15 protein-coding genes are annotated in these 17,693 nt (G+C 71.2%); 11 read left to right on the top strand and 4 right to left on the bottom strand.

The annotated features are described in order from the left end of the window. Nucleotides 1-432: 432 nt before the first annotated feature. The gene (locus tag ACFXOM_RS13365) at nucleotides 433-1,887 is read left to right on the top strand and encodes a glycoside hydrolase family 16 protein (protein ID WP_385037943.1); all 1,455 of its coding nucleotides are present in this window, start codon (nucleotides 433-435) and stop codon (nucleotides 1,885-1,887) included. Between the two features lie 196 nt (nucleotides 1,888-2,083). Further along, nucleotides 2,084-2,824 carry a uracil-DNA glycosylase gene (locus ACFXOM_RS13360; protein WP_384938863.1) on the top strand — a complete coding sequence of 247 codons (741 nt, stop codon included), beginning with the start codon at nucleotides 2,084-2,086 and terminating at the stop codon, nucleotides 2,822-2,824. Between the two features lie 116 nt (nucleotides 2,825-2,940). On the opposite strand, the gene ACFXOM_RS13355 is transcribed toward ACFXOM_RS13360, so the two are convergent. Together ACFXOM_RS13355 and ACFXOM_RS13350 are read right to left on the bottom strand one after the other, a co-directional pair. Continuing rightward, the gene (locus ACFXOM_RS13355; RefSeq protein WP_384938668.1) at nucleotides 2,941-3,261 is read right to left on the bottom strand and encodes a GYD domain-containing protein; all 321 of its coding nucleotides are present in this window, start codon (nucleotides 3,259-3,261) and stop codon (nucleotides 2,941-2,943) included. Between the two features lie 131 nt (nucleotides 3,262-3,392). Then, nucleotides 3,393-4,355, bottom strand: a complete 963-nt coding sequence (locus tag ACFXOM_RS13350; RefSeq protein WP_384938670.1) for a GlxA family transcriptional regulator — start codon at nucleotides 4,353-4,355, stop codon at nucleotides 3,393-3,395. 151 nt (nucleotides 4,356-4,506) lie between these two features. Between ACFXOM_RS13350 and ACFXOM_RS13345 the strand changes: the two genes are divergently transcribed. Both ACFXOM_RS13345 and ACFXOM_RS13340 read left to right on the top strand, forming a co-directional pair. Next, nucleotides 4,507-4,845, top strand: coding sequence for a PaaI family thioesterase (locus tag ACFXOM_RS13345; RefSeq protein ID WP_384938672.1), 339 nt, complete (start codon nucleotides 4,507-4,509; stop codon nucleotides 4,843-4,845). Then, nucleotides 4,815-4,973 (top strand): hypothetical protein, encoded by a 159-nt coding sequence (locus ACFXOM_RS13340; protein ID WP_384938674.1) that lies wholly within the window; start codon nucleotides 4,815-4,817, stop codon nucleotides 4,971-4,973. The genes ACFXOM_RS13345 and ACFXOM_RS13340 overlap by 31 nt, the downstream gene beginning before the upstream one ends. A gap of 81 nt (nucleotides 4,974-5,054) precedes the next feature. On the opposite strand, the gene ACFXOM_RS13335 is transcribed toward ACFXOM_RS13340, so the two are convergent. Continuing rightward, nucleotides 5,055-6,455: a cation:dicarboxylate symporter family transporter gene (locus ACFXOM_RS13335; RefSeq protein WP_384938676.1), complete on the bottom strand. Its 1,401-nt coding sequence runs from the start codon at nucleotides 6,453-6,455 to the stop codon at nucleotides 5,055-5,057. Between the two features lie 130 nt (nucleotides 6,456-6,585). Between ACFXOM_RS13335 and ACFXOM_RS13330 the strand changes: the two genes are divergently transcribed. The 4 genes from ACFXOM_RS13330 to ACFXOM_RS13315 all read left to right on the top strand — a co-directional run bounded on the left by ACFXOM_RS13330 (nucleotide 6,586) and on the right by ACFXOM_RS13315 (nucleotide 11,197). Beyond that, on the top strand, nucleotides 6,586-8,466 hold the full coding sequence (locus ACFXOM_RS13330) for an ATP-binding protein (protein WP_385037940.1): 1,881 nt from the start codon (nucleotides 6,586-6,588) through the stop codon (nucleotides 8,464-8,466). Nucleotides 8,467-8,500: 34 nt separating this feature from the next. Beyond that, a complete protein-coding gene (locus tag ACFXOM_RS13325) occupies nucleotides 8,501-9,190 on the top strand; it encodes a response regulator (RefSeq protein WP_385037938.1) in 690 nt (229 codons plus the stop codon). 354 nt (nucleotides 9,191-9,544) lie between these two features. After that, nucleotides 9,545-10,153: a helix-turn-helix domain-containing protein gene (locus ACFXOM_RS13320; RefSeq protein ID WP_384938865.1), complete on the top strand. Its 609-nt coding sequence runs from the start codon at nucleotides 9,545-9,547 to the stop codon at nucleotides 10,151-10,153. A gap of 375 nt (nucleotides 10,154-10,528) precedes the next feature. Continuing rightward, nucleotides 10,529-11,197, top strand: coding sequence for an HAD family acid phosphatase (locus ACFXOM_RS13315; protein WP_384938681.1), 669 nt, complete (start codon nucleotides 10,529-10,531; stop codon nucleotides 11,195-11,197). 275 nt (nucleotides 11,198-11,472) lie between these two features. Here ACFXOM_RS13315 and ACFXOM_RS13310 read toward each other — a convergent pair whose 3' ends face one another. Next, on the bottom strand, nucleotides 11,473-12,498 hold the full coding sequence (locus ACFXOM_RS13310; RefSeq protein ID WP_384938683.1) for an ATP-dependent 6-phosphofructokinase: 1,026 nt from the start codon (nucleotides 12,496-12,498) through the stop codon (nucleotides 11,473-11,475). 216 nt (nucleotides 12,499-12,714) lie between these two features. On the opposite strand from ACFXOM_RS13310, the gene pta reads away from it, so the two are divergent. From pta to pyk, 3 genes are all read left to right on the top strand, one after another. Next, nucleotides 12,715-14,796, top strand: a complete 2,082-nt coding sequence (gene pta, locus ACFXOM_RS13305; RefSeq protein WP_384938685.1) for a phosphate acetyltransferase — start codon at nucleotides 12,715-12,717, stop codon at nucleotides 14,794-14,796. After that, nucleotides 14,793-16,022 carry an acetate kinase gene (locus tag ACFXOM_RS13300; RefSeq protein ID WP_384938687.1) on the top strand — a complete coding sequence of 410 codons (1,230 nt, stop codon included), beginning with the start codon at nucleotides 14,793-14,795 and terminating at the stop codon, nucleotides 16,020-16,022. The genes pta and ACFXOM_RS13300 overlap by 4 nt, the downstream gene beginning before the upstream one ends. Before the next feature lie 88 nt (nucleotides 16,023-16,110). Continuing rightward, nucleotides 16,111-17,541 carry a pyruvate kinase gene (gene pyk / locus ACFXOM_RS13295; protein WP_384946921.1) on the top strand — a complete coding sequence of 477 codons (1,431 nt, stop codon included), beginning with the start codon at nucleotides 16,111-16,113 and terminating at the stop codon, nucleotides 17,539-17,541. Nucleotides 17,542-17,693: the final 152 nt, after the last annotated feature.

Genomic DNA, 17,693 nt, shown 5'->3' with positions numbered 1-17,693 from the left:
CCCTTATTCAACTTCCCCGTGCGCTTCATGATGGGCAGACACGGAAACAATCAATATACGCAGAGAAATACCCCGGCCGTCAATTCCGGTCCGGGGTATTTTGTTTGTCCGCCACATTGCCCGCCGCGAATCTGCGGCTCGTCGGGGTGCCCGCGCAGATCAACGGGACCGTACGCCGTGACCTCCGCGCCAAGGAATGCCGGTGGCACAAGCCCGGCCGTCCCCGAACCGCCCCTGGGTCGTGACCACGCCCGCCCGCCACGTGCGCCCACCGCACACGGCCGGGCCGGCAGCCCGCCGGTTGGGCCGAATCCCTTGTGCATTCGGGAAGTTAAGCGGACAGGGTCATTGACGGGCACCCTGGCTCCATCTACAAAACGTGTGAGAGCGCTCTCACAACCCCCTCGGCACCACCCTCACCGGAGGTGTTCCTTGAGCACGAGCCGCATCCGACGCACCCCCCTGTTCGCCGGACTCCTCGCCGTGACCGTCGCCCTCACCGGCGTCATCGCCTCCGGCGCTGCGACCACGGCACGCGGAGCCGTACCGCCCGCTCCGGACTGGAACCTGCAGTGGAGCGACGACTTCACCGGGCCCGCCCGCACCCTGCCCTCCCCCACCGATTGGCAGATCGACACCGGTCACGGCTACCCCGGCGGCCCCGCCGACTGGGGGACGGGCGAGGTCCAGAACTACACCGCCAGCCCGGACAACGTCAGCCTCGACGGCCACGGCAACCTGAGCATCACCCCGCTCCGCGACGGCGCGGGGAACTGGACCTCCGCGCGGATCGAGACCCGCCGGGCGGACTTCAGGGCACCGGCAGCGGGCACCCTGCGCATCGAAGGACGGGTCCGCATGCCCGACGTGACCGGTGACGCGGCCCTCGGCTACTGGCCGGCGTTCTGGGCCCTCGGCGCGCCGTACCGGGGCAACTACTGGAACTGGCCTGCGATCGGCGAGTTCGACATCATGGAGAACGTCAACGGCATCAACTCCGTCTGGGGCGTGCTCCACTGCGGTGTGAACCCCGGTGGGCCGTGCAACGAAACCAGCGGCATCGGCGACCACCGCACCTGCCCCGGCGCGAGCTGCCAGTCGGCGTTCCACACCTACCGCTTCGAGTGGGACCGCTCCGTGACCCCCAACGAGCTGCGCTGGTACGTGGACGACCAGCTCCTCCACAGCGTGAACCAGAGTCGGTTCGACAGTGGCACCTGGGCGAACATGACGGAGCACGCCGGCTACTTCATCCTGCTCAACGTCGCCGTCGGCGGCGCGTTCCCGGACGCGCTCGGCGGGAAGACCCCGACGGCCGCGACCGTTCCCGGCCGTCCGATGCTCGTCGACTACGTCGCCGTCTGGACGCGCGGTGGCGGAACCACTCCGCCGGATCCGACCGACCCGCCCCCGTCCGGCTCCTCGCAGCTGTACCTGCGAAGCGGCGGCGGCGCAGGGGACGCGGCCGCCACTGCCTCCACGCTCACGCTGGCCCCGGCGGGCGGCACCAACCACGACGGTTCTCCGCACGACCCGCAGGTCTTCGTCTCAGGCCCGATCACCCGCACGTACGACGGCGGCTCGACCCGGTTCGACCTGTTCGTCGACGCAGCGACGACCGTGGCCAACGGACAGCAGGTCAGGGTGAGTTACGACCACACCGGCGACGGCACCTGGGACCGGACGGAGACGTACCAGTACTTCGCCACCGACCCGGTACCGGGCTACGAGCACTACACGCAGGCGAGTGGCCTCAGGTCCGCCACCGGGTCCCTCGCGAACCTGACGAACGGCAGGGTCCGCGTCGAGGTCTGGAGCGCGATCGGCAGCGGCAGCGGCACGCTGGGCACCGGGAACCAGTCCGTGGTCCGCATCCCGTTCGGATGAGGGAGTCCGGCACGACGTTCCGCAGACCCCCGCAACCGCGGGACCGGCCCCGGTGTACGCGTCGGGGCCGGTCCGCCCCGGCCGGCCACCCCCTGGTGCTCCGCGCCTGGAACTGCTGATCAGTTGGTCGGTGCAGGCGTACCGTGGGGGCGTGGAAGGACCGGAGCAGCCGGACGGGCCCGGTGCCGCCCCGCCCGTGGGCGACCCGGCGTCCGTGCTGCGTCACACCGCCCGTTGCAGCAGCTTGGACACACTGGACCGGGCCCTGACCGGGTGCCGGGCCTGCCCGCGGCTGGTGGCCTGGCGGGAGGAAGTCGCCTCGGTCAAGCGTGCCGCGTTCCGCGACTGGGTCTATTGGGGGCGGCCGGTCGCCGGCTTCGGGCCGGCGGATGCCGCGATGGCGGTGGTCGGGCTCGCGCCGGCCGCACACGGTGCGAACAGGACGGGGCGGATGTTCACCGGGGACGCCACCGGTGACTTCCTCTTCACCGCGCTCCACACCGTCGGCCTCGCCTCGCAACCCACGTCGACCCATGTCGGCGACGGGCTGGAGCTGCGCGGCGTCCGGCTCACGGCGCCCGTGCACTGCGCCCCGCCCGGCAACACACCGACCGCGTCCGAGGCGGAGACGTGCCGTGGCTGGCTGTCCGCGGAGCTGCGGTTGCTCAGCCCGCGCCTTCGGGTCGTCGTCGTCCTGGGCGGCTTCGGCTGGCGGACGCTGCTGCCCGCACTCGACGCCGCGGGCTGGCGGACGCCCCGGCCGCGGCCCGTCTTCGGGCACGGCGCACACGTCGTCCTGCCGGCCACGGCGGACCGGGAAGCGCTCCACCTGCTCGGCAGCTACCACCCCAGCCGGCGGAACACCTTCACCGGTCGGCTCACCCTCCCCATGCTGGTCGACGTACTGCGCCGCGCCGTCGCACTCGCCGAACTGTGACCGGCCGCCACCGGCCCGACGACACGATCCGACGGACCGGTCGGACGGACCGGTCGGACGCGGGAGTCCCCGGCCCACAACACGCAGGCCCCTGCGGCCGCGAGCCGGCGGGGCGTTCAGTCTCCCGGCACCCGGAAGTCGACCTGCTTCCTCGTGGCGGCGTCGATGTCCTCCGGGCTGATCAGCGGGATGCACCGGGAGGTGACGGTCCCGGTGGCGCGGACCGCGATCGAGGTCGCGACCATGGAGACGTCATCGGGCATGTCGACGACGACGTAGAGGTCGTCGTCGCCGAAGGCGTAGTACATCCACTCGAGAGTGCCCCCGCAGGACCGCAGGACGCGTTCCACGGCCTCCTTGCGGCCGGTACCGCCTTCGGCGAGCAGGCCCGTGGTTCCTTCCGCGGTGTAGCTGGCCTGGACCAGGTATTTCGGCATGTGCCTCTCCCGTTCAACGGATGCCACCGCGGGTGCGGCCGCGGTTTCACCCTTGGGCACCGGACGCGCTTCGGCCATCCGGAGACCGCCGCGGGAGGCACCTCGTCGGCGGGCGGTGCCGAGAGGCGTCCTCAGGAGCGGCTCCGCAGGTGCGTAACCGTCGTTCCCGCGCGGGTGCGCAGCAGGAGGCGCAGGGTGCCCGGGTTCTCGTAGCCGACGCGGCGGGCGATGACGGGCAGCGGCAGGGACGTGGTGCGCAGCAGGTGGCTCGCCTGTTCCACGCGCAGGTCCTGGACGAAACGCACCGGGGTGGTCCCGAGGGTCCGCGACACGGCCCGCTGCAGGGTGCGTTCGCTGATGCCGAGGGCGTCGGCCGCCTCGGAGACCACGAGCGGCTCGTGGAGGTGCTCGCGGGCCCATCGTTCGAAGGCCGAGACGGTCGGGTCGTTCTGGGCGAGCGCCGCGGGAATGGTGTACGCGGACTGGGACGGCCGGTCGTCGACGACGAGGTAGCGGGAGACGAGGTCGGCGAGTGCCGGGCTGGCCGAACGCACCACGGACAGTGCGAGGTCCAGGTGGGAGAAGGCCGCACCCGCCGTGGTGATCCCGCCCGAGACCGTGACCATCGAGGTCTCGTCGAGGTCGACGGCCGGGTAGCGTCCGCGGAAGACGGGCGACAGCCACCAACTGGTCGTCGCCCGCTCCCCGTCGAGTACGCCCGACTCGGCCAGCAGGAAGGTGCCGGTACAGGCGGAGGCGAGCGGGGTGCCCGCGGACCGGACCCGGGCGAGCAGGCTGCGCGCGGGACGGGCCTCGGTGCCGGAGACGTGCGCGACGAGGGCGTCGGGGCGCCGCTCGGTGATCGCCGGGACGATCACCAGGTCCGCCTCGGCGGCGGTGGCCGCGGGTTCGGCGGGCACGGTGTGGCCCACGCCGGTGGTGACGCGTCGGCGGAATCCCACGGTTCGGATGTCCCACTCGGGTGGGGGCTTGGGGAGCTGGCTGCGCATGGCGTTGGCCGAGTGGAGGACGTCGAGGATCGCGGAGAGCCCGGACCCGAAGACCCCGTCGAGAGCGAGAACAGCCACCTTCATGTCGGGAACCGTATCAAGTGCGTCGGATACGACACTCGGCGCCGACCACGCGGTAATCCTAGGTTCGCGCAACGAGCATGAACACCAGCAGCCCGCAGCCGGAAGAACCCCCACGACCACCAGGTCCTGTACGCACACGTGGTGCGCCCCCGTGCGTCCGACAGCCGGGGTCCTGAAGATGACGGGTCGCGAGGTGCTCCAGGCGGCGGTCGACCGCCGCCTCCCCGCGGCGCCCATCATGAGCACCCTCGGCTTCGGCTTCGGCTTCGTCGAGATCCGGGACGGACTCGCGGTGTTCGAGACCGAGCACGGTGAGCACCTCTACAACCCGATGGGCAGCGTGCACGGCGGCTACCTGGCCGCGGTGATGGACGCGGTCCTCGGTTCGGCGGTGATGAGCAGGCTGCCGGCAGGCTCGACGTACACCACGACGCAGCTCAACCTGAACCTGATCCGGCCTTGTTCGCGGACACCGCGGCGCTGCGGGTGACGGGCACGGTGCTGCACGTCGGCCGCACGACGGCCACGGCGGAGGGGCGCGTGATCGGCGTCGAGGACGGCAGGCTCTACGCGCACGGGACGACGACCTGCGCCGTGTTCCCGTTCCCCACGGAATAGGACGTTCGGGGCCGACGACGTACGGGGTCGACGGGTACGGGCCCCGGGGGGAGCCGGGGCCCGTACGAGCGGCGCGGCACGTCAGACCCGGGCGGCCGTCTTCCCGCTCCCCGGGTTCCCGTGGTCCGGCCCGTCCCCGGGGCGGTCGGCGCGCTGCACGGGGACGTCCGCGGGTGGGGCGGCGTGGTCGTCCACGAAGGTCTGCTCGTCGAACGGAAGGCGTCCGGCCAGCACCTGCGCGACCCTCTCCTTGTCGATCTCCTTGGTCCACGTGCCGACGAGGACCGTCGCCACGGCGTTGCCGGCGAAGTTGGTGAGGGCGCGCGCCTCGCTCATGAAACGGTCGATGCCGACGATCAGGCCCACGCCGTCGACCAGTTCGGGCCGGTGCGACTGGAGTCCGCCGGCCAGCGTGGCGAGCCCCGCGCCCGTCACTCCGGCCGCCCCCTTGGATGCGATGATCATGAAGAGGAGCAGGGAGACCTGCTCCCCCACCGAGAGCGGGTCGCCCATCGCCTCGGCGACGAACAGCGAGGCCATCGTCAGGTAGATGGCAGTGCCGTCGAGGTTGAAGGAGTACCCCGTCGGCACCGTGATGCCGACGACGGGCTTGGAGACGCCCAGGTGCTCCATCTTGGCGATGAGCCGCGGCAGCGCCGACTCGGAGGAGGAGGTGGAGAGGATCAGCAGGAACTCCCGCCCCAGGTACTTCAGCAGCGCGAAGAGATTCACCCCGGAGACGATGCGCAACAGGGTGCCGAGGACGACGAAGACGAAGAGCGCGCAGGTGATGTAGAAGCCGATCATGATGACCGCGAGCGACTTCAGGGCGTCGACCCCGGTCGCGCCGACGACGGCGGCCATGGCGCCGAAGGCGCCCACCGGGGCGACCCACATGATCATCGCGAGGATGCGGAAGACCAACCGCTGGACATGACCGATCCCGCGCAGCACGGGTTCACCGGCCCTGCCCATGGCCTGCAGCGCGAAGCCCGCCAGCAGCGCCACCAGCAGCGTCTGGAGCACCTGGCCCTCGGTGAACGCGGAGACCATCGTCTTCGGGATGATGCCGAGCAGGAAGTCGGCGGTGCCCTCGCTGGCGCCCGCCGCCTGCTTCTCGCCGGCGGCTTTGGCGGCGTCCGTGAGGTGGAGGCCGGAGCCCGGCTCCAGGATGTTGCCCACGACCAGACCGATGGCGAGTGCCACCGTCGACATCAGGAGGAAGTAGCCGAGGGCGAGGCCGCCGACCGCACCGACCTTGGCCGCCTTGCGCACCGATCCGACACCGAGCACGATCGTGCAGAAGATGATCGGCGAGATCATCATCTTGATCAGGTTCACGAATCCGGTACCGAGCGGCTTGAGCTCGACGGCGACGCCGGGCGCGGCGAAGCCCACGACGATGCCGAGCACGACGGCTCCGATGACGGCGAGATACAGATAGTGGGTGCGGTCCCGCCTTGCGGCTCCGGTGCTTGCCACGGGGATTCCTCCTCGGCCTGGTGAACACGTCCACGTCCCGGTGGACTGCCGCGACTATCCACCACCCTGTGACCCCGGTCACCGTTGCGTGCGTTTCGTTCACGCGAAACCGGCCAGGCAGACTTACGCCATGCGCATACCCCTCCCCCGGAGCCTCGCCGGCCAGCTCTTCGCGATGCAGGTCGTGCTGGTCGCCGCGGTCGTGGCGGGATGCGCGGCCTTCGCCTATCTGACGGACCTCGATCAGGCGGAGGAGACCGCACGCCGCCAGTCGACGTCGGTCGCGATCGCCGTGGCGAAGTCGCCCACGGTCGTCGAGGCGGCCAGGAGCCCGAACCCGACGGCGGTGCTCCAGTCGTACGCCGAGGAGCTTCGGCGGACGGCCGGCGTCAACTTCGTCGTGGTCATGGCTCCCGACGGCACCCGGTGGACCCATCCTGAACCGGGCGAGATCGGCAGGACGTACCTGGGCCACATCGACCGGGCCCTCGCGGGCGAGACCTTCTCCGAGACGCACATGGGGGTGCTCGGCCCGTCGGTGCGGACCGTGGCTCCGGTGCACGACGGCGGGCGGGTCACGGCCCTCGTCAGCGCGGGCATCACGATCGAACGGATCAGTGAGCAAGTGCGCAAACAGGTCATCGCACTGTTGGGGATGGCGGGTGCCGCGCTGCTGCTCGGCGGGGCCGGTACGTACGTGATCAACGCCAGGCTGCGGCGGCACACGCACGGGATGAACGCCGCCGAGCTGAGCCGCATGCACGACTACCACCAGGCCACCCTGCACGCGGTGCGCGAAGGGCTGGTGATGCTGGACGGACGGCGGCGGATCGCGCTGATCAACGACGGTGCCCGGGAGTTGCTGTGCCTCGGCGCGGACGCGGTGGGACGACCGGCGGACTCGCTGGGCCTGCCTCGGGCGCTGACCGGTGCGCTGCTGGCCAGCGAGCCGCGGGTCGACGAGGTGCACCTGACCGCGGACCGGGTGCTCGTCGTCTCCACCCAGCCGGTGGTCGGCGGAGAACAGCGCGGCACCGTGGTGACCCTGCGGGACCACACCGACCTCCAGGCCCTGACGGGCGAACTCGACTCCGAGCGCGGCTTCACCCAGGCACTCCGAGCGCAGGCGCACGAGGCCGCCAACCGGCTCCACACCGTGGTGTCCCTGATCGAACTGGGCCGCACGGACGAAGCCGTGGCCTTCGCCACCGCGGAGCTCGAGCTGGCGCAGGTCCTCACCGACCGCGTGGTGTCGGCGGTCGGCGAGCCGGTCCTGGCCGCGCTGCTGCTGGGCAAGGCGGCCCAGGCGAACGAAAGCGGGGTGGAGCTCGTCCTCGCGGACGACAGCCGCATCGACGACGGCGTCCTGCCGCCCTGGCTCCCCCCGCGCGACCTCGTCACGATCCTCGGCAACCTGATCGACAACGCGGTCGAGGCGGCGTCCGCACCGCAGGCCGGGCACGAGCCCGCTCCGCGTGCGGCTCCGGGTGCCGCGGCCGGGCACCGCGCCGCGGGTACGACGGAGGGGACGGTGGGTGCGCCTCCACGCGGCTCCGCCGGTGGGCAGGGGGCCGGGCCCCACACCGGCGACGACCGGCCCGCTCCTGCCGTCCCGGCCGCCCGGGGCGTCCCGCACGACGGCACGGCTGGTGACGTCCCGCACGGCGAGGCCACTGCGGAATCCTGCTCCGGAACCCCCCGGCCGGACGCCGGCGAGCGGACCGTCCGGCCGACGGCCCCGCGTCCCCGGGTCACCGTCACGGCCCGGACCGTCCAGGACGAACTCGTCCTCCGGGTAGCGGACACGGGACCCGGCGTGCGCCCGGGCGACTCCGACGTCGTCTTCGAGCGCGGCTGGTCGACACGGGGGCCGGGGCGCGGACTCGGGCTCGCGCTGGTGCGGCAGGCCGCGCACCGCGGGCGAGGAACGGTCGAGCTGGCCCGAGGGCCGGACGGCGGCGCCGAGTTCACCGTACGACTGCCCCTGCGCACCCTGGAGACGACACCATGACCCGGAGACCCGTGCCCGCGGCCAGGGTGGCCCCGTGACCGAAACCGCAGCCCTTCGCGTCCTCGTGGTCGAGGACGACCCCGTGGCCGCCGCCGCCCACGCGCTGTACGTGGAGCGCGTGCCGGGATTCACCGCGGCCGCAGTGGCGCACTCCCGCGGCGAGGCGTACCGGCTGCTGGACAGGACGCCCGTCGAACTGATCCTGCTCGACCTCTACCTGCCCGACGGCCACGGGCTCCAGTTGCTGCGTTCGCTCCGCGCCGCCGGTCACTCGGCGGACGTCATCGCCGTCACATCGGCGCGCGACCTGGCCGTCGTCCGCGAGGGAGTGTCCCTCGGGGTGGTCCAGTACGTCTTGAAGCCCTTCACCTTCAGCACGCTCCGCGACCGGCTCGTGCGCTACGCCGAATTCCGCGCCGCGGCGGGCGAGGCATCGGGGCAGGACGAGGTGGACCGGGCGCTGGCGACACTGCGTGCGCCGCAACCCGCCGCGCTGCCCAAAGGGCTCAGCGCGCCCACCCTGGAAGCCGTGTCCCGGAGCCTTCGCGACGCCCCCGGCGGTCTGACCGCGACCGGGGCCGGGAACGCGGTGGGCATCTCGCGGATCACCGCACGGCGCTACCTGGAACACCTGGTCACCGCCGGACGGGCCGCGCGCAGCCCGCAGTACGGACAGGTCGGGCGACCAGAACTGCAGTACCGCTGGATCCCCTCGGGCCGCTGAGCCGCCTCGCTCCGCCCAGCGCGTCCGCCGTCCCGGTCGGGACCGGTCGGCGCCGGGACCCTTCGGCAACGGGGCCGGGTCGCCGCCGGGCCCGGTACGAGGAGCACGCACCGGTTGCCGGCGGGGCCGTTCCGCACGACGGGGCCGCCCCGCCGCTCACCACGGGTGCGCCCGCCACCTCGCCGTGCGAAGGGGAGAGTGGGCGCCCCGGCCCCGCCTGGACCTTCCTACGAGCTGTGACGTCGTCCGAACGCACCGTGGCCACCGGTGACACGCAGCTCCTACCGTGTGCGCGTGCACTCCACTCCGCCCTTCAACGCACCCGCCGCCCGCCGATTGCGCGAGGCCTTGGGAATGGCTCCCGGCCACGTCGCCTACGGGCTCCGGGCCCAGTACGGACTCGCCGTCGGCCCGGACGTCGTGATCGCCTGGGAACGCGGCCTGCTCGCGCCGGACTCCCGCGAGTTGAACGCCCTCGCCGGAGTGCTCTGGTGCTCGCCCGCCGAGCTGCTCGGCTCTCCCAGGACCTTGCGGGAGTACCGCTTGTCCCGGGGGGTGTCCGCCGATGACCTGGCGCGCCGGGTGGGTGTGGACCCGGGGTCGTACCGGCGCATGGAGGACACCGGCCGGTGGAGCGGCAACGAGCGGCAGACCGCCGCGCTGGCCGACGCCCTCGCATTGTCCCCGCGCGAGTTGCTGGCGGCGACCGGCCGCGGGGCCGAACTGGACGAGCTGCTGCGCAGCGCGGTGACGACCCGCTGGCAGGCGTACGTCAAGCCGCTGACGAAGCTCCTGTCGACTCCCCGGTCGCAAGGGGAGTCCGTCCTGAGGCAGTTGCACGCGGATTACCAGGCCCGGATGGCGGCGACGTCCAGTTGGGGTGCGTCGGGAGGCTCCGGTGAGGCGGGAAAGGAGTTCCTCGACCGGATCACCGAACACTTCTGGGCGCTGATACCGGACTGACCGGCCGCGAAGGGGACCACCGCGGGGCCGCACTCGGGCCGAGGCGCCCGGACACCGGCACGCCGTGCCGGGCGGATCGGGTCAGGTCAGGTCAGGTCATTCAACTCGACCGTGGTATACGGCGATTCACCGTGCAGCAGGCTCGCGGACGGGGCCCTGGGGGCCCCGGCGCCGGTCGCGGCCGGGGCGCGGAGCCGGGTCCCGTCCGGTGCGGCCGCACCGGAGGACACCGAAGTACGCCCTTTCGCAACATCGTTGCTACCAGCCGGTAGAGGGAACGAAGCATTCCGGCCATAGTTGGTCGCGAGCATGCCAACACCCTGGAAGTCACCACCAGGGCGCACCCCCACCGGATCCCCAAGGAGCAAACCCCCCATGCATGCACGCCGATGGACAAACCGGGTCGCGGTCTCGATCGCCGCACTCGCCTTCGCCTCGTCCCTTTCCGCACCGGCGGCGAGCGCGTCGGTCCGCCCCGGGGCCACCACCGCCGGCCTGACCTCGACCGCGGCGCACACCGGAGGGCTCACCGCCGCCGCCCTCGCCGGGGTGGACTACGGAACCTGGCAGCGCGACGTCTCCGACGTCGTCGCCACGGCACGTCCGTACATCGAGCAGCGCACAGCCGACGCCTCCGGCCAACGGCTCGCGATGGTCCTCGACATCGACAACACCTCGCTGGAAACGGACTTCCACTACTTCTGGGAGTACCCGACCCCGGCGGTCAGGCAGGTGCTGGACCTGACACGTTATGCGGACTCGCGCGGCGTGGACGTCTTCTTCGTGACGGCCCGCCCGGGCATCATCGCGCCCCTGACGTCGTACAACCTGCGGAAGGTCGGCTACCCGGTCGACGGGCTGTACGTGCGCGACCTGCCCGACCTGTTCGAGGAGGTCAGCAAGTACAAGACCGCCAAGCGCGCGGAGATCGAGGCGAAGGGCTACACGATCATCGCCAACGTCGGCAACCGGCCGAGCGACCTGGTCGGCGGGCACGCGGAGCGGACGTTCAAGCTGCCGGACTACGACGGCAAGCTGTCCTGACACCGCGCGGACGAGCGGACCGCCCGCCGGACACCCCTCGGTTTCCCCGTCGGTGGGCGGTCACTGCGGCCGGCGCCCCCGCGCGGGCCGCACCGGACGCGGGCAGCGCGACGCGCGGCCGGTTTCCGGCGGCGGTCCGCAACCGCCGGCGGGCCCGCGCCGTCCACCGTGCACGCCGGGCCGGCGCGCACGGCGCCGGCGGTCGGGGGAGCGATGCGGACGGCGCCGGGGGGCGCTGCGGTTCCCGCCACGACGCGCCCCGTCCGCGACCGGGTTCAGAAGACGGACTCGGCCTCGCGCATCCGGTCCTCGGGCACGGTCTTGAGCCGGACGATCGCCTCGGCCAGCGGAGCCATGACGACCTCCGTGCCGCGCAGCGCCGTCATCACGCCGAACTCGCCGTGGTGCGCGGACTCCACCGCGTGCCAGCCGAAACGGGTGGCGAGCACCCGGTCGTAGGCGGTCGGCACCCCGCCGCGCTGGACGTGCCCGAGGATGACGGGCCGGGCTTCCTTGCCGAGCCGACGCTCGAGTTCCACCGCGAGCCGGGTACCGATGCCCTGGAAGCGCTCGTGACCGTACTGGTCGATCTCGCCCCGCTGGTACTCCATGGAGCCCTGGGCGGGGTGCGCGCCTTCGGCGACGCAGACGACCGCGAACTTCTTGCCACGGGCGAAACGCTCCTCGACCATCTTGACCAGGTCGTCCACCTGGAAGGGGCGCTCGGGCAGGCAGATGCCGTGCGCACCTCCCGCCATGCCGGACTCCAGCGCGATCCATCCCGCATGTCGGCCCATCACCTCGACGACCATGACCCGCTGGTGCGATTCGGCCGTGGTCTTGAGGCGGTCGATGGCTTCCGTGGCGACCGTCACGGCGGTGTCGAACCCGAAGGTGCGGTCGGTGGAGGAGATGTCGTTGTCGATGGTCTTCGGTACACCGACGACCGGCATCCCCGCCTCGGCCAGCATCCTGGCCGCCGTCAGCGTGCCCTCGCCGCCGATCGGGATGAGCGCGTCGATGCCGTACCTGCGGGCCAACTCCTCGCAGTTCTCGGCGGCTTCGCGCAGCCGGGCGCGCTCCAGCCTGGCCGAGCCGAGGATCGTGCCACCGCGGGCGAGGATGCCACTCACCGCATTGAGGTCGAGCGGACGGTAGTGGCCGTCGAGGAGTCCCTTGAACCCGTCCTCGAATCCGATGATTTCGTCGCCGTAACCGGTCACGGCCCGGTGCACGACCGACCGGATCACGGCGTTCAGGCCGGGGCAGTCCCCGCCTGCGGTGAGTATTCCGATGCGCATCGTGCCGTGTCTCCTGCTCGCTTGCGATACGTGTGGGCCTTTTCCACGCCCACCCGGGTGGTCTGGACCACACCCCTCCCCGACCCGCTCGCCGTGCGGCCGTACTGGCGGGCGCCCTATCCACCCGCGGAGGTATTGTCAAGGGGGCAATCTCACCCTATCGAGTTTTCCCGAGCGCACGAGCTCGACCGATCGAACAGGAACAGGAGAGCACGCGTGACGCGCAGCGTGTACGTGACCGGGATCGACCGCGGGGACGGGCGCCAGGTGGTGGAACTGGGAGTCATGGAGCTCCTGACCCGCCAGGTGGACCGGGTGGGGGTGTTCCGGCCACTGATGCACGACGGACCCGACCGTATGTTCGATCTCTTGCGCGTCCGCTACCGCCTCTCCCAGGACCCGTCGTCCGTCTACGGCATGGACTACCACGAAGCGGCCGCCCTGCAAGCGGAGAAGGGCACCGACGAACTGGTGTCCCACCTGGTCGACCGCTTCCACGAGGTGGCCCGCGGCTACGAGGTCGTACTGGTCCTCGGCACGGACTTCCACGCCACCCAGCTCCCCGACGAGCTGGCCCTGAACGCCCGGCTCGCCAACGAGTTCGGAGCCTCGGTGATACCCGTGGTGGGCGGCAGGGGACAGACCGCCGCGTCCGTCCGCGCGGAGGCCCGCAACGCCCATCGGGCCTACGACGTCCTGGGCTGCGACATCCTCGCCATGGTCGTGAACCGGGTGGCACCCGAGGATCGCGAGGCGATCACCGAGCGACTGGCGGCCCGTCTCCCCGTCCCCTGCTACGTGCTGCCGGACGAGCCCGCGCTCTCCGCGCCCACGGTCTCCCAGATCAGTCAGACGCTGGGAGCCACCGTGCTGCTCGGGGACGACTCCGGGCTGGCCCGTGATGCACTCGACTTCGTGTTCGGCGGTGCGATGCTGCCGAAGTTCCTCAAGGCCCTCACCCCCGGCTGCATGGTGGTGACGCCCGGCGACCGCGCCGACCTGGTCGTGGGAGCACTGGCCGCGCACTCGGCCGGCACCCCGCCCATCGCCGGACTGCTCCTCACCCTCGACGAGCGCCCCGACGACGCGATCCTCGCCCTGGCGAGCCGGCTCGCGCCCGGCACCCCGGTGCTCTCGGTCTCCGGTGGCTCATTCCCCACCGCAGCCGAACTCTTCGCGCTCGAAGGCAGGTTGAGCGCGGCGACACCGCGCAAGGCGGAGACCGCGATCGGCCTCTTCGAACGGCACGTCGACACCGCGGAGCTGCTGGCCCGAGTGGAGGTCGCCCGTACCGGACGCGTCACCCCCATGATGTTCGAGTACGACCTGCTGGAGCACGCGCGCGCCCGCCGCAGTCGCGTCGTCCTCCCCGAAGGCACCGAGGAGCGGGTGCTGCGCGCCGCCGACGTGCTGCTGCGCCGCAACGTCTGCGACCTGACCCTGCTCGGCGACGCCGACGCCATCCGCAAGAAGGCCGCCGACCTCGGGATCGACCTCGCCGACACCCAGCTGATCGACCCGGCCACCTCCGAGCTGCGCCAGGGGTTCGCCGAGCGGTACGCGCAGCTGAGGGCGCACCGCGGGGTGACCGTGGAACTCGCGTACGACGTCGTCTCCGATGTGAACTACTTCGGCACCCTGATGGTGCAGGAGGGCCTGGCCGACGGCATGGTCTCGGGTTCGGCGCACTCCACCGCGGCGACCATCCGTCCCGCCTTCGAGATCATCAAGACCAAGCCCGAGGCCTCGATCGTCTCCTCGGTCTTCTTCATGTGCCTCGCCGACCGGGTACTCGTCTACGGCGACTGCGCGGTCAACCCCGACCCGGATGCCGAGCAGCTCGCGGACATCGCCGTGCAATCGGCGGCCACGGCCGCCCGATTCGGCGTCGAGCCCCGGATCGCGATGCTGTCGTACTCGACGGGCACCTCCGGCTCCGGCGTCGACGTCGACAAGGTGCGCGAGGCGACCAAGTTGGTCAGGGAGCGCCATCCCGAGCTGAAGATCGAAGGACCCATCCAGTACGACGCGGCGGTCGCCCCGTCCGTCGCCGCCACCAAGCTGCCGGACTCCGAGGTGGCCGGCCAGGCGACCGTGCTGATCTTCCCCGATCTGAACACCGGCAACAACACGTACAAGGCCGTGCAGCGCTCGGCCGGCGCGGTGGCCGTCGGTCCGGTGCTGCAGGGCCTGCGCAAGCCGGTCAACGACCTTTCGCGCGGTGCACTGGTGAGCGACATCGTCAACACGGTCGCGATCACCGCGATCCAGTCCCAGGAGCAGGAGCTGCCCGCATGACCCCAACGGCTGCCGCCACTCGTGTCCTCGTCCTCAACTCCGGCTCCTCGTCGGTGAAGTACCAGCTGCTCGACATGAGCGACGGCTCCAGGCTCGCGGTCGGTCTCGTCGAGCGGATCGGCGAGCAGACGTCCCGGGTGGTCCACACGCCGCTGACCGCCACGGACCCCGCGAAGCGGGAACGTACGAGCCCGATCCCGGACCACGACGCGGCCCTGAAGGCCGTGGCGGAGGAGCTGGCGCAGGACGGCCTCGGCCTGGAATCCCCCGAACTCGCCGCCATCGGCCATCGGGTGGTGCACGGAGGCCTGAGGTTCTCCGCACCCACGGTGATCGACGACGACGTGCTGGCGGAGATCGAGCGCCTCGTTCCGGTGGCCCCGCTGCACAACCCCGCGAACATCACCGGCATCCGGACCGCTCAGTCGATGCGCCCGGACCTCCCCCAGGTCGCCGTCTTCGACACCGCGTTCCACACGACGATGCCGGAGTACGCGGCGCGGTACGCGATCGACGTGGAGACCGCGGACGCCCACCGGATCCGCCGGTACGGATTCCACGGCACCTCGCACGCGTATGTTTCCCGCAGGGCCGCCGAACTGCTGGGCAAGGCGCCGCAGGACGTCAACGTCATCGTGCTGCACCTGGGGAACGGTGCCTCTGCCTCGGCGGTCGCGGGCGGCAGGTGCGTGGACACCTCCATGGGACTGACCCCCTTGGAGGGGCTCGTCATGGGTACGCGCTCCGGTGACGTCGATCCCGCGGTCACCTTCCACCTCAAGCGGGTGGCGGGAATGGACGTGGACGAGATCGACGCCCTGCTCAACAAGAAGAGCGGTCTGGTGGGGCTGTGCGGGGACAATGACATGCGGGAGATCCGGCGGCGGATCGACGAGGGCGACCGGCAGGCACTGCTCGCCTTCGAGATCTACGTCCACCGGCTCAAGAAGTACATCGGCGCCTACTACGCGGTTCTCGGCCGGGTGGACGCCGTGGTCTTCACCGCGGGCGTCGGTGAGAACGCGGCCCCGGTGCGGGCGGCTGCCGTCGCGGGCCTGGAAGAGCTGGGACTCGCGGTGGATGCGGACCTGAACGCCGTCCGGTCGGGCGAACCGCGGATCATTTCGCCGGAGTACGCGCGGGTGGCGGTCGCCGTGGTGCCGACGGACGAGGAATTGGAGATCGCACGGCAGACCTTCGCCCTGGTCGGCGAAGGACGGGCCTGACGGAATACACCTGAGCAGGCACCCGCCCATTTGTACATTCCACCAGCCGGAATATTCCGAGGCGAAACAAACCGATAGGATCCGCCTTATGCGCCGTTCCAAAATCGTCTGCACACTGGGCCCCGCCGTCGACTCCTACGAGCAGCTGAAAGCGCTCATCGAAGCCGGCATGAACGTGGCCCGATTCAACATGAGCCACGGGACCCAGGCAGAGCACCAGGAGCGGTACGACCGCCTCCGCAGGGCGGTGGCCGACACCGGCCGCCCCGTGGGCGTGCTCGCCGACCTGCAGGGTCCGAAGATCCGCCTGGAGACCTTCGCCGAGGGACCGGTCGAGCTGGTCCGCGGGGACGAGTTCACCATCACCACGGAGGACGTCCCCGGCGACAAGTCCGCCTGCGGCACGACCTACAAGGGCCTGCCCGGTGACGTGTCCAAGGGCGACCAGGTCCTGATCAACGACGGCAACGTCGAGCTGCGGGTCGTCGAGGTCGAGGGCCCGCGAGTGAAGACGATCGTCGTCGAGGGCGGTGTCATCTCCGACCACAAGGGCATCAACTTGCCCGGTGCGGCGGTCAACGTCCCCGCGCTCTCCGACAAGGACATCGAGGACCTGCGCTTCGCCCTGCGGATGGGCTGCGACCTGGTGGCGCTGTCCTTCGTGCGGGACGCCGACGACGTCAAGGACGTCCACAAGGTGATGGACGAGGAGGGCCGCCGGGTCCCGGTCATCGCCAAGGTGGAGAAGCCGCAGGCCGTGGACAACATGGCGGATGTCGTCATGGCCTTCGACGGTGTCATGGTGGCCCGCGGCGACCTGGCCGTCGAGTACCCGCTCGAGCGGGTCCCGATGGTCCAGAAGCGCCTCATCGAGCTGTGCCGCCGCAACGCCAAGCCGGTGATCGTGGCGACCCAGATGATGGAGTCGATGATCACCAACTCCCGCCCGACCCGCGCCGAGGCGTCGGACGTGGCGAACGCGATCCTGGACGGCGCCGACGCGGTCATGCTGTCCGCGGAGTCGTCGGTGGGTGCGTACCCGATCGAGACGGTCAAGACGATGTCCAAGATCGTCACGGCCGCGGAGGAAGAACTGCTCTCCAAGGGTCTCCAGCCCCTGGTCCCGGGCAAGAAGCCGCGCACCCAGGGCGGCTCCGTGGCCCGCGCGGCCTGCGAGATCGCCGACTTCCTCGGCGGCAAGGCCCTCGTGGCCTTCACCCAGTCCGGCGACACGGCCCGCCGACTGTCCCGCTACCGCGCGGAGCAGCAGATCCTGGCCTTCACGACGGACGAGAACACCCGCAACCAGCTCACCCTGAGCTGGGGCGTCGAGCCCTTTCTCGCACCCTTCGTGGAGACCACGGACGCGATGGTGGACCTGGTCGACGCGGAGCTGCTGAAGCTGCAGCGCTTCAACAAGGGCGACACCATGATCATCACGGCGGGCTCGCCCCCCGGCGTCCCGGGCACGACGAACATGGTGCGGGTGCACCACCTGGGCGGAGAGAAGAAGGTCTGACGATACGCTCGCGCGAAAAGGGCACGCCCGCACGGGCGACCACGGATGACCCATCCGTACACATGAGGCGCGTGTGACCGACGACGAGGGGCGGTACACCGGTCTACGGACCGGTGTACCGCCCCTCGATGTCTCACGCGAGGCCGGCATGG

Source organism: Streptomyces sp. NPDC059169, from assembly GCF_042755225.1.
In the GTDB taxonomy this organism is placed as follows: Bacteria; Actinomycetota; Actinomycetes; order Streptomycetales; family Streptomycetaceae; genus Streptomyces.
Note: the sequence above shows the minus strand (reverse complement) of the source record. Positions and strands in the feature narration are given on the sequence as shown.

What these genes read in the sequence shown, in the direction of transcription:
- ACFXOM_RS13300 (WP_384938687.1), top strand. Translation starts at nt 14,793, where the DNA reads ATGACCCCAACGGCTGCCGCCACTCGTGTCCTCGTCCTCAACTCCGGC.
- ACFXOM_RS13315 (WP_384938681.1), top strand. Translation starts at nt 10,529, where the DNA reads ATGCATGCACGCCGATGGACAAACCGGGTCGCGGTCTCGATCGCCGCA.
- pyk (WP_384946921.1), top strand. Translation starts at nt 16,111, where the DNA reads ATGCGCCGTTCCAAAATCGTCTGCACACTGGGCCCCGCCGTCGACTCC.
- ACFXOM_RS13320 (WP_384938865.1), top strand. Translation starts at nt 9,545, where the DNA reads ATGGCTCCCGGCCACGTCGCCTACGGGCTCCGGGCCCAGTACGGACTC.
- ACFXOM_RS13350 (WP_384938670.1), bottom strand. Translation starts at nt 4,355, where the DNA reads ATGAAGGTGGCTGTTCTCGCTCTCGACGGGGTCTTCGGGTCCGGGCTC.
- ACFXOM_RS13330 (WP_385037940.1), top strand. Translation starts at nt 6,586, where the DNA reads ATGCGCATACCCCTCCCCCGGAGCCTCGCCGGCCAGCTCTTCGCGATG.
- ACFXOM_RS13310 (WP_384938683.1), bottom strand. Translation starts at nt 12,498, where the DNA reads ATGCGCATCGGAATACTCACCGCAGGCGGGGACTGCCCCGGCCTGAAC.
- ACFXOM_RS13355 (WP_384938668.1), bottom strand. Translation starts at nt 3,261, where the DNA reads ATGCCGAAATACCTGGTCCAGGCCAGCTACACCGCGGAAGGAACCACG.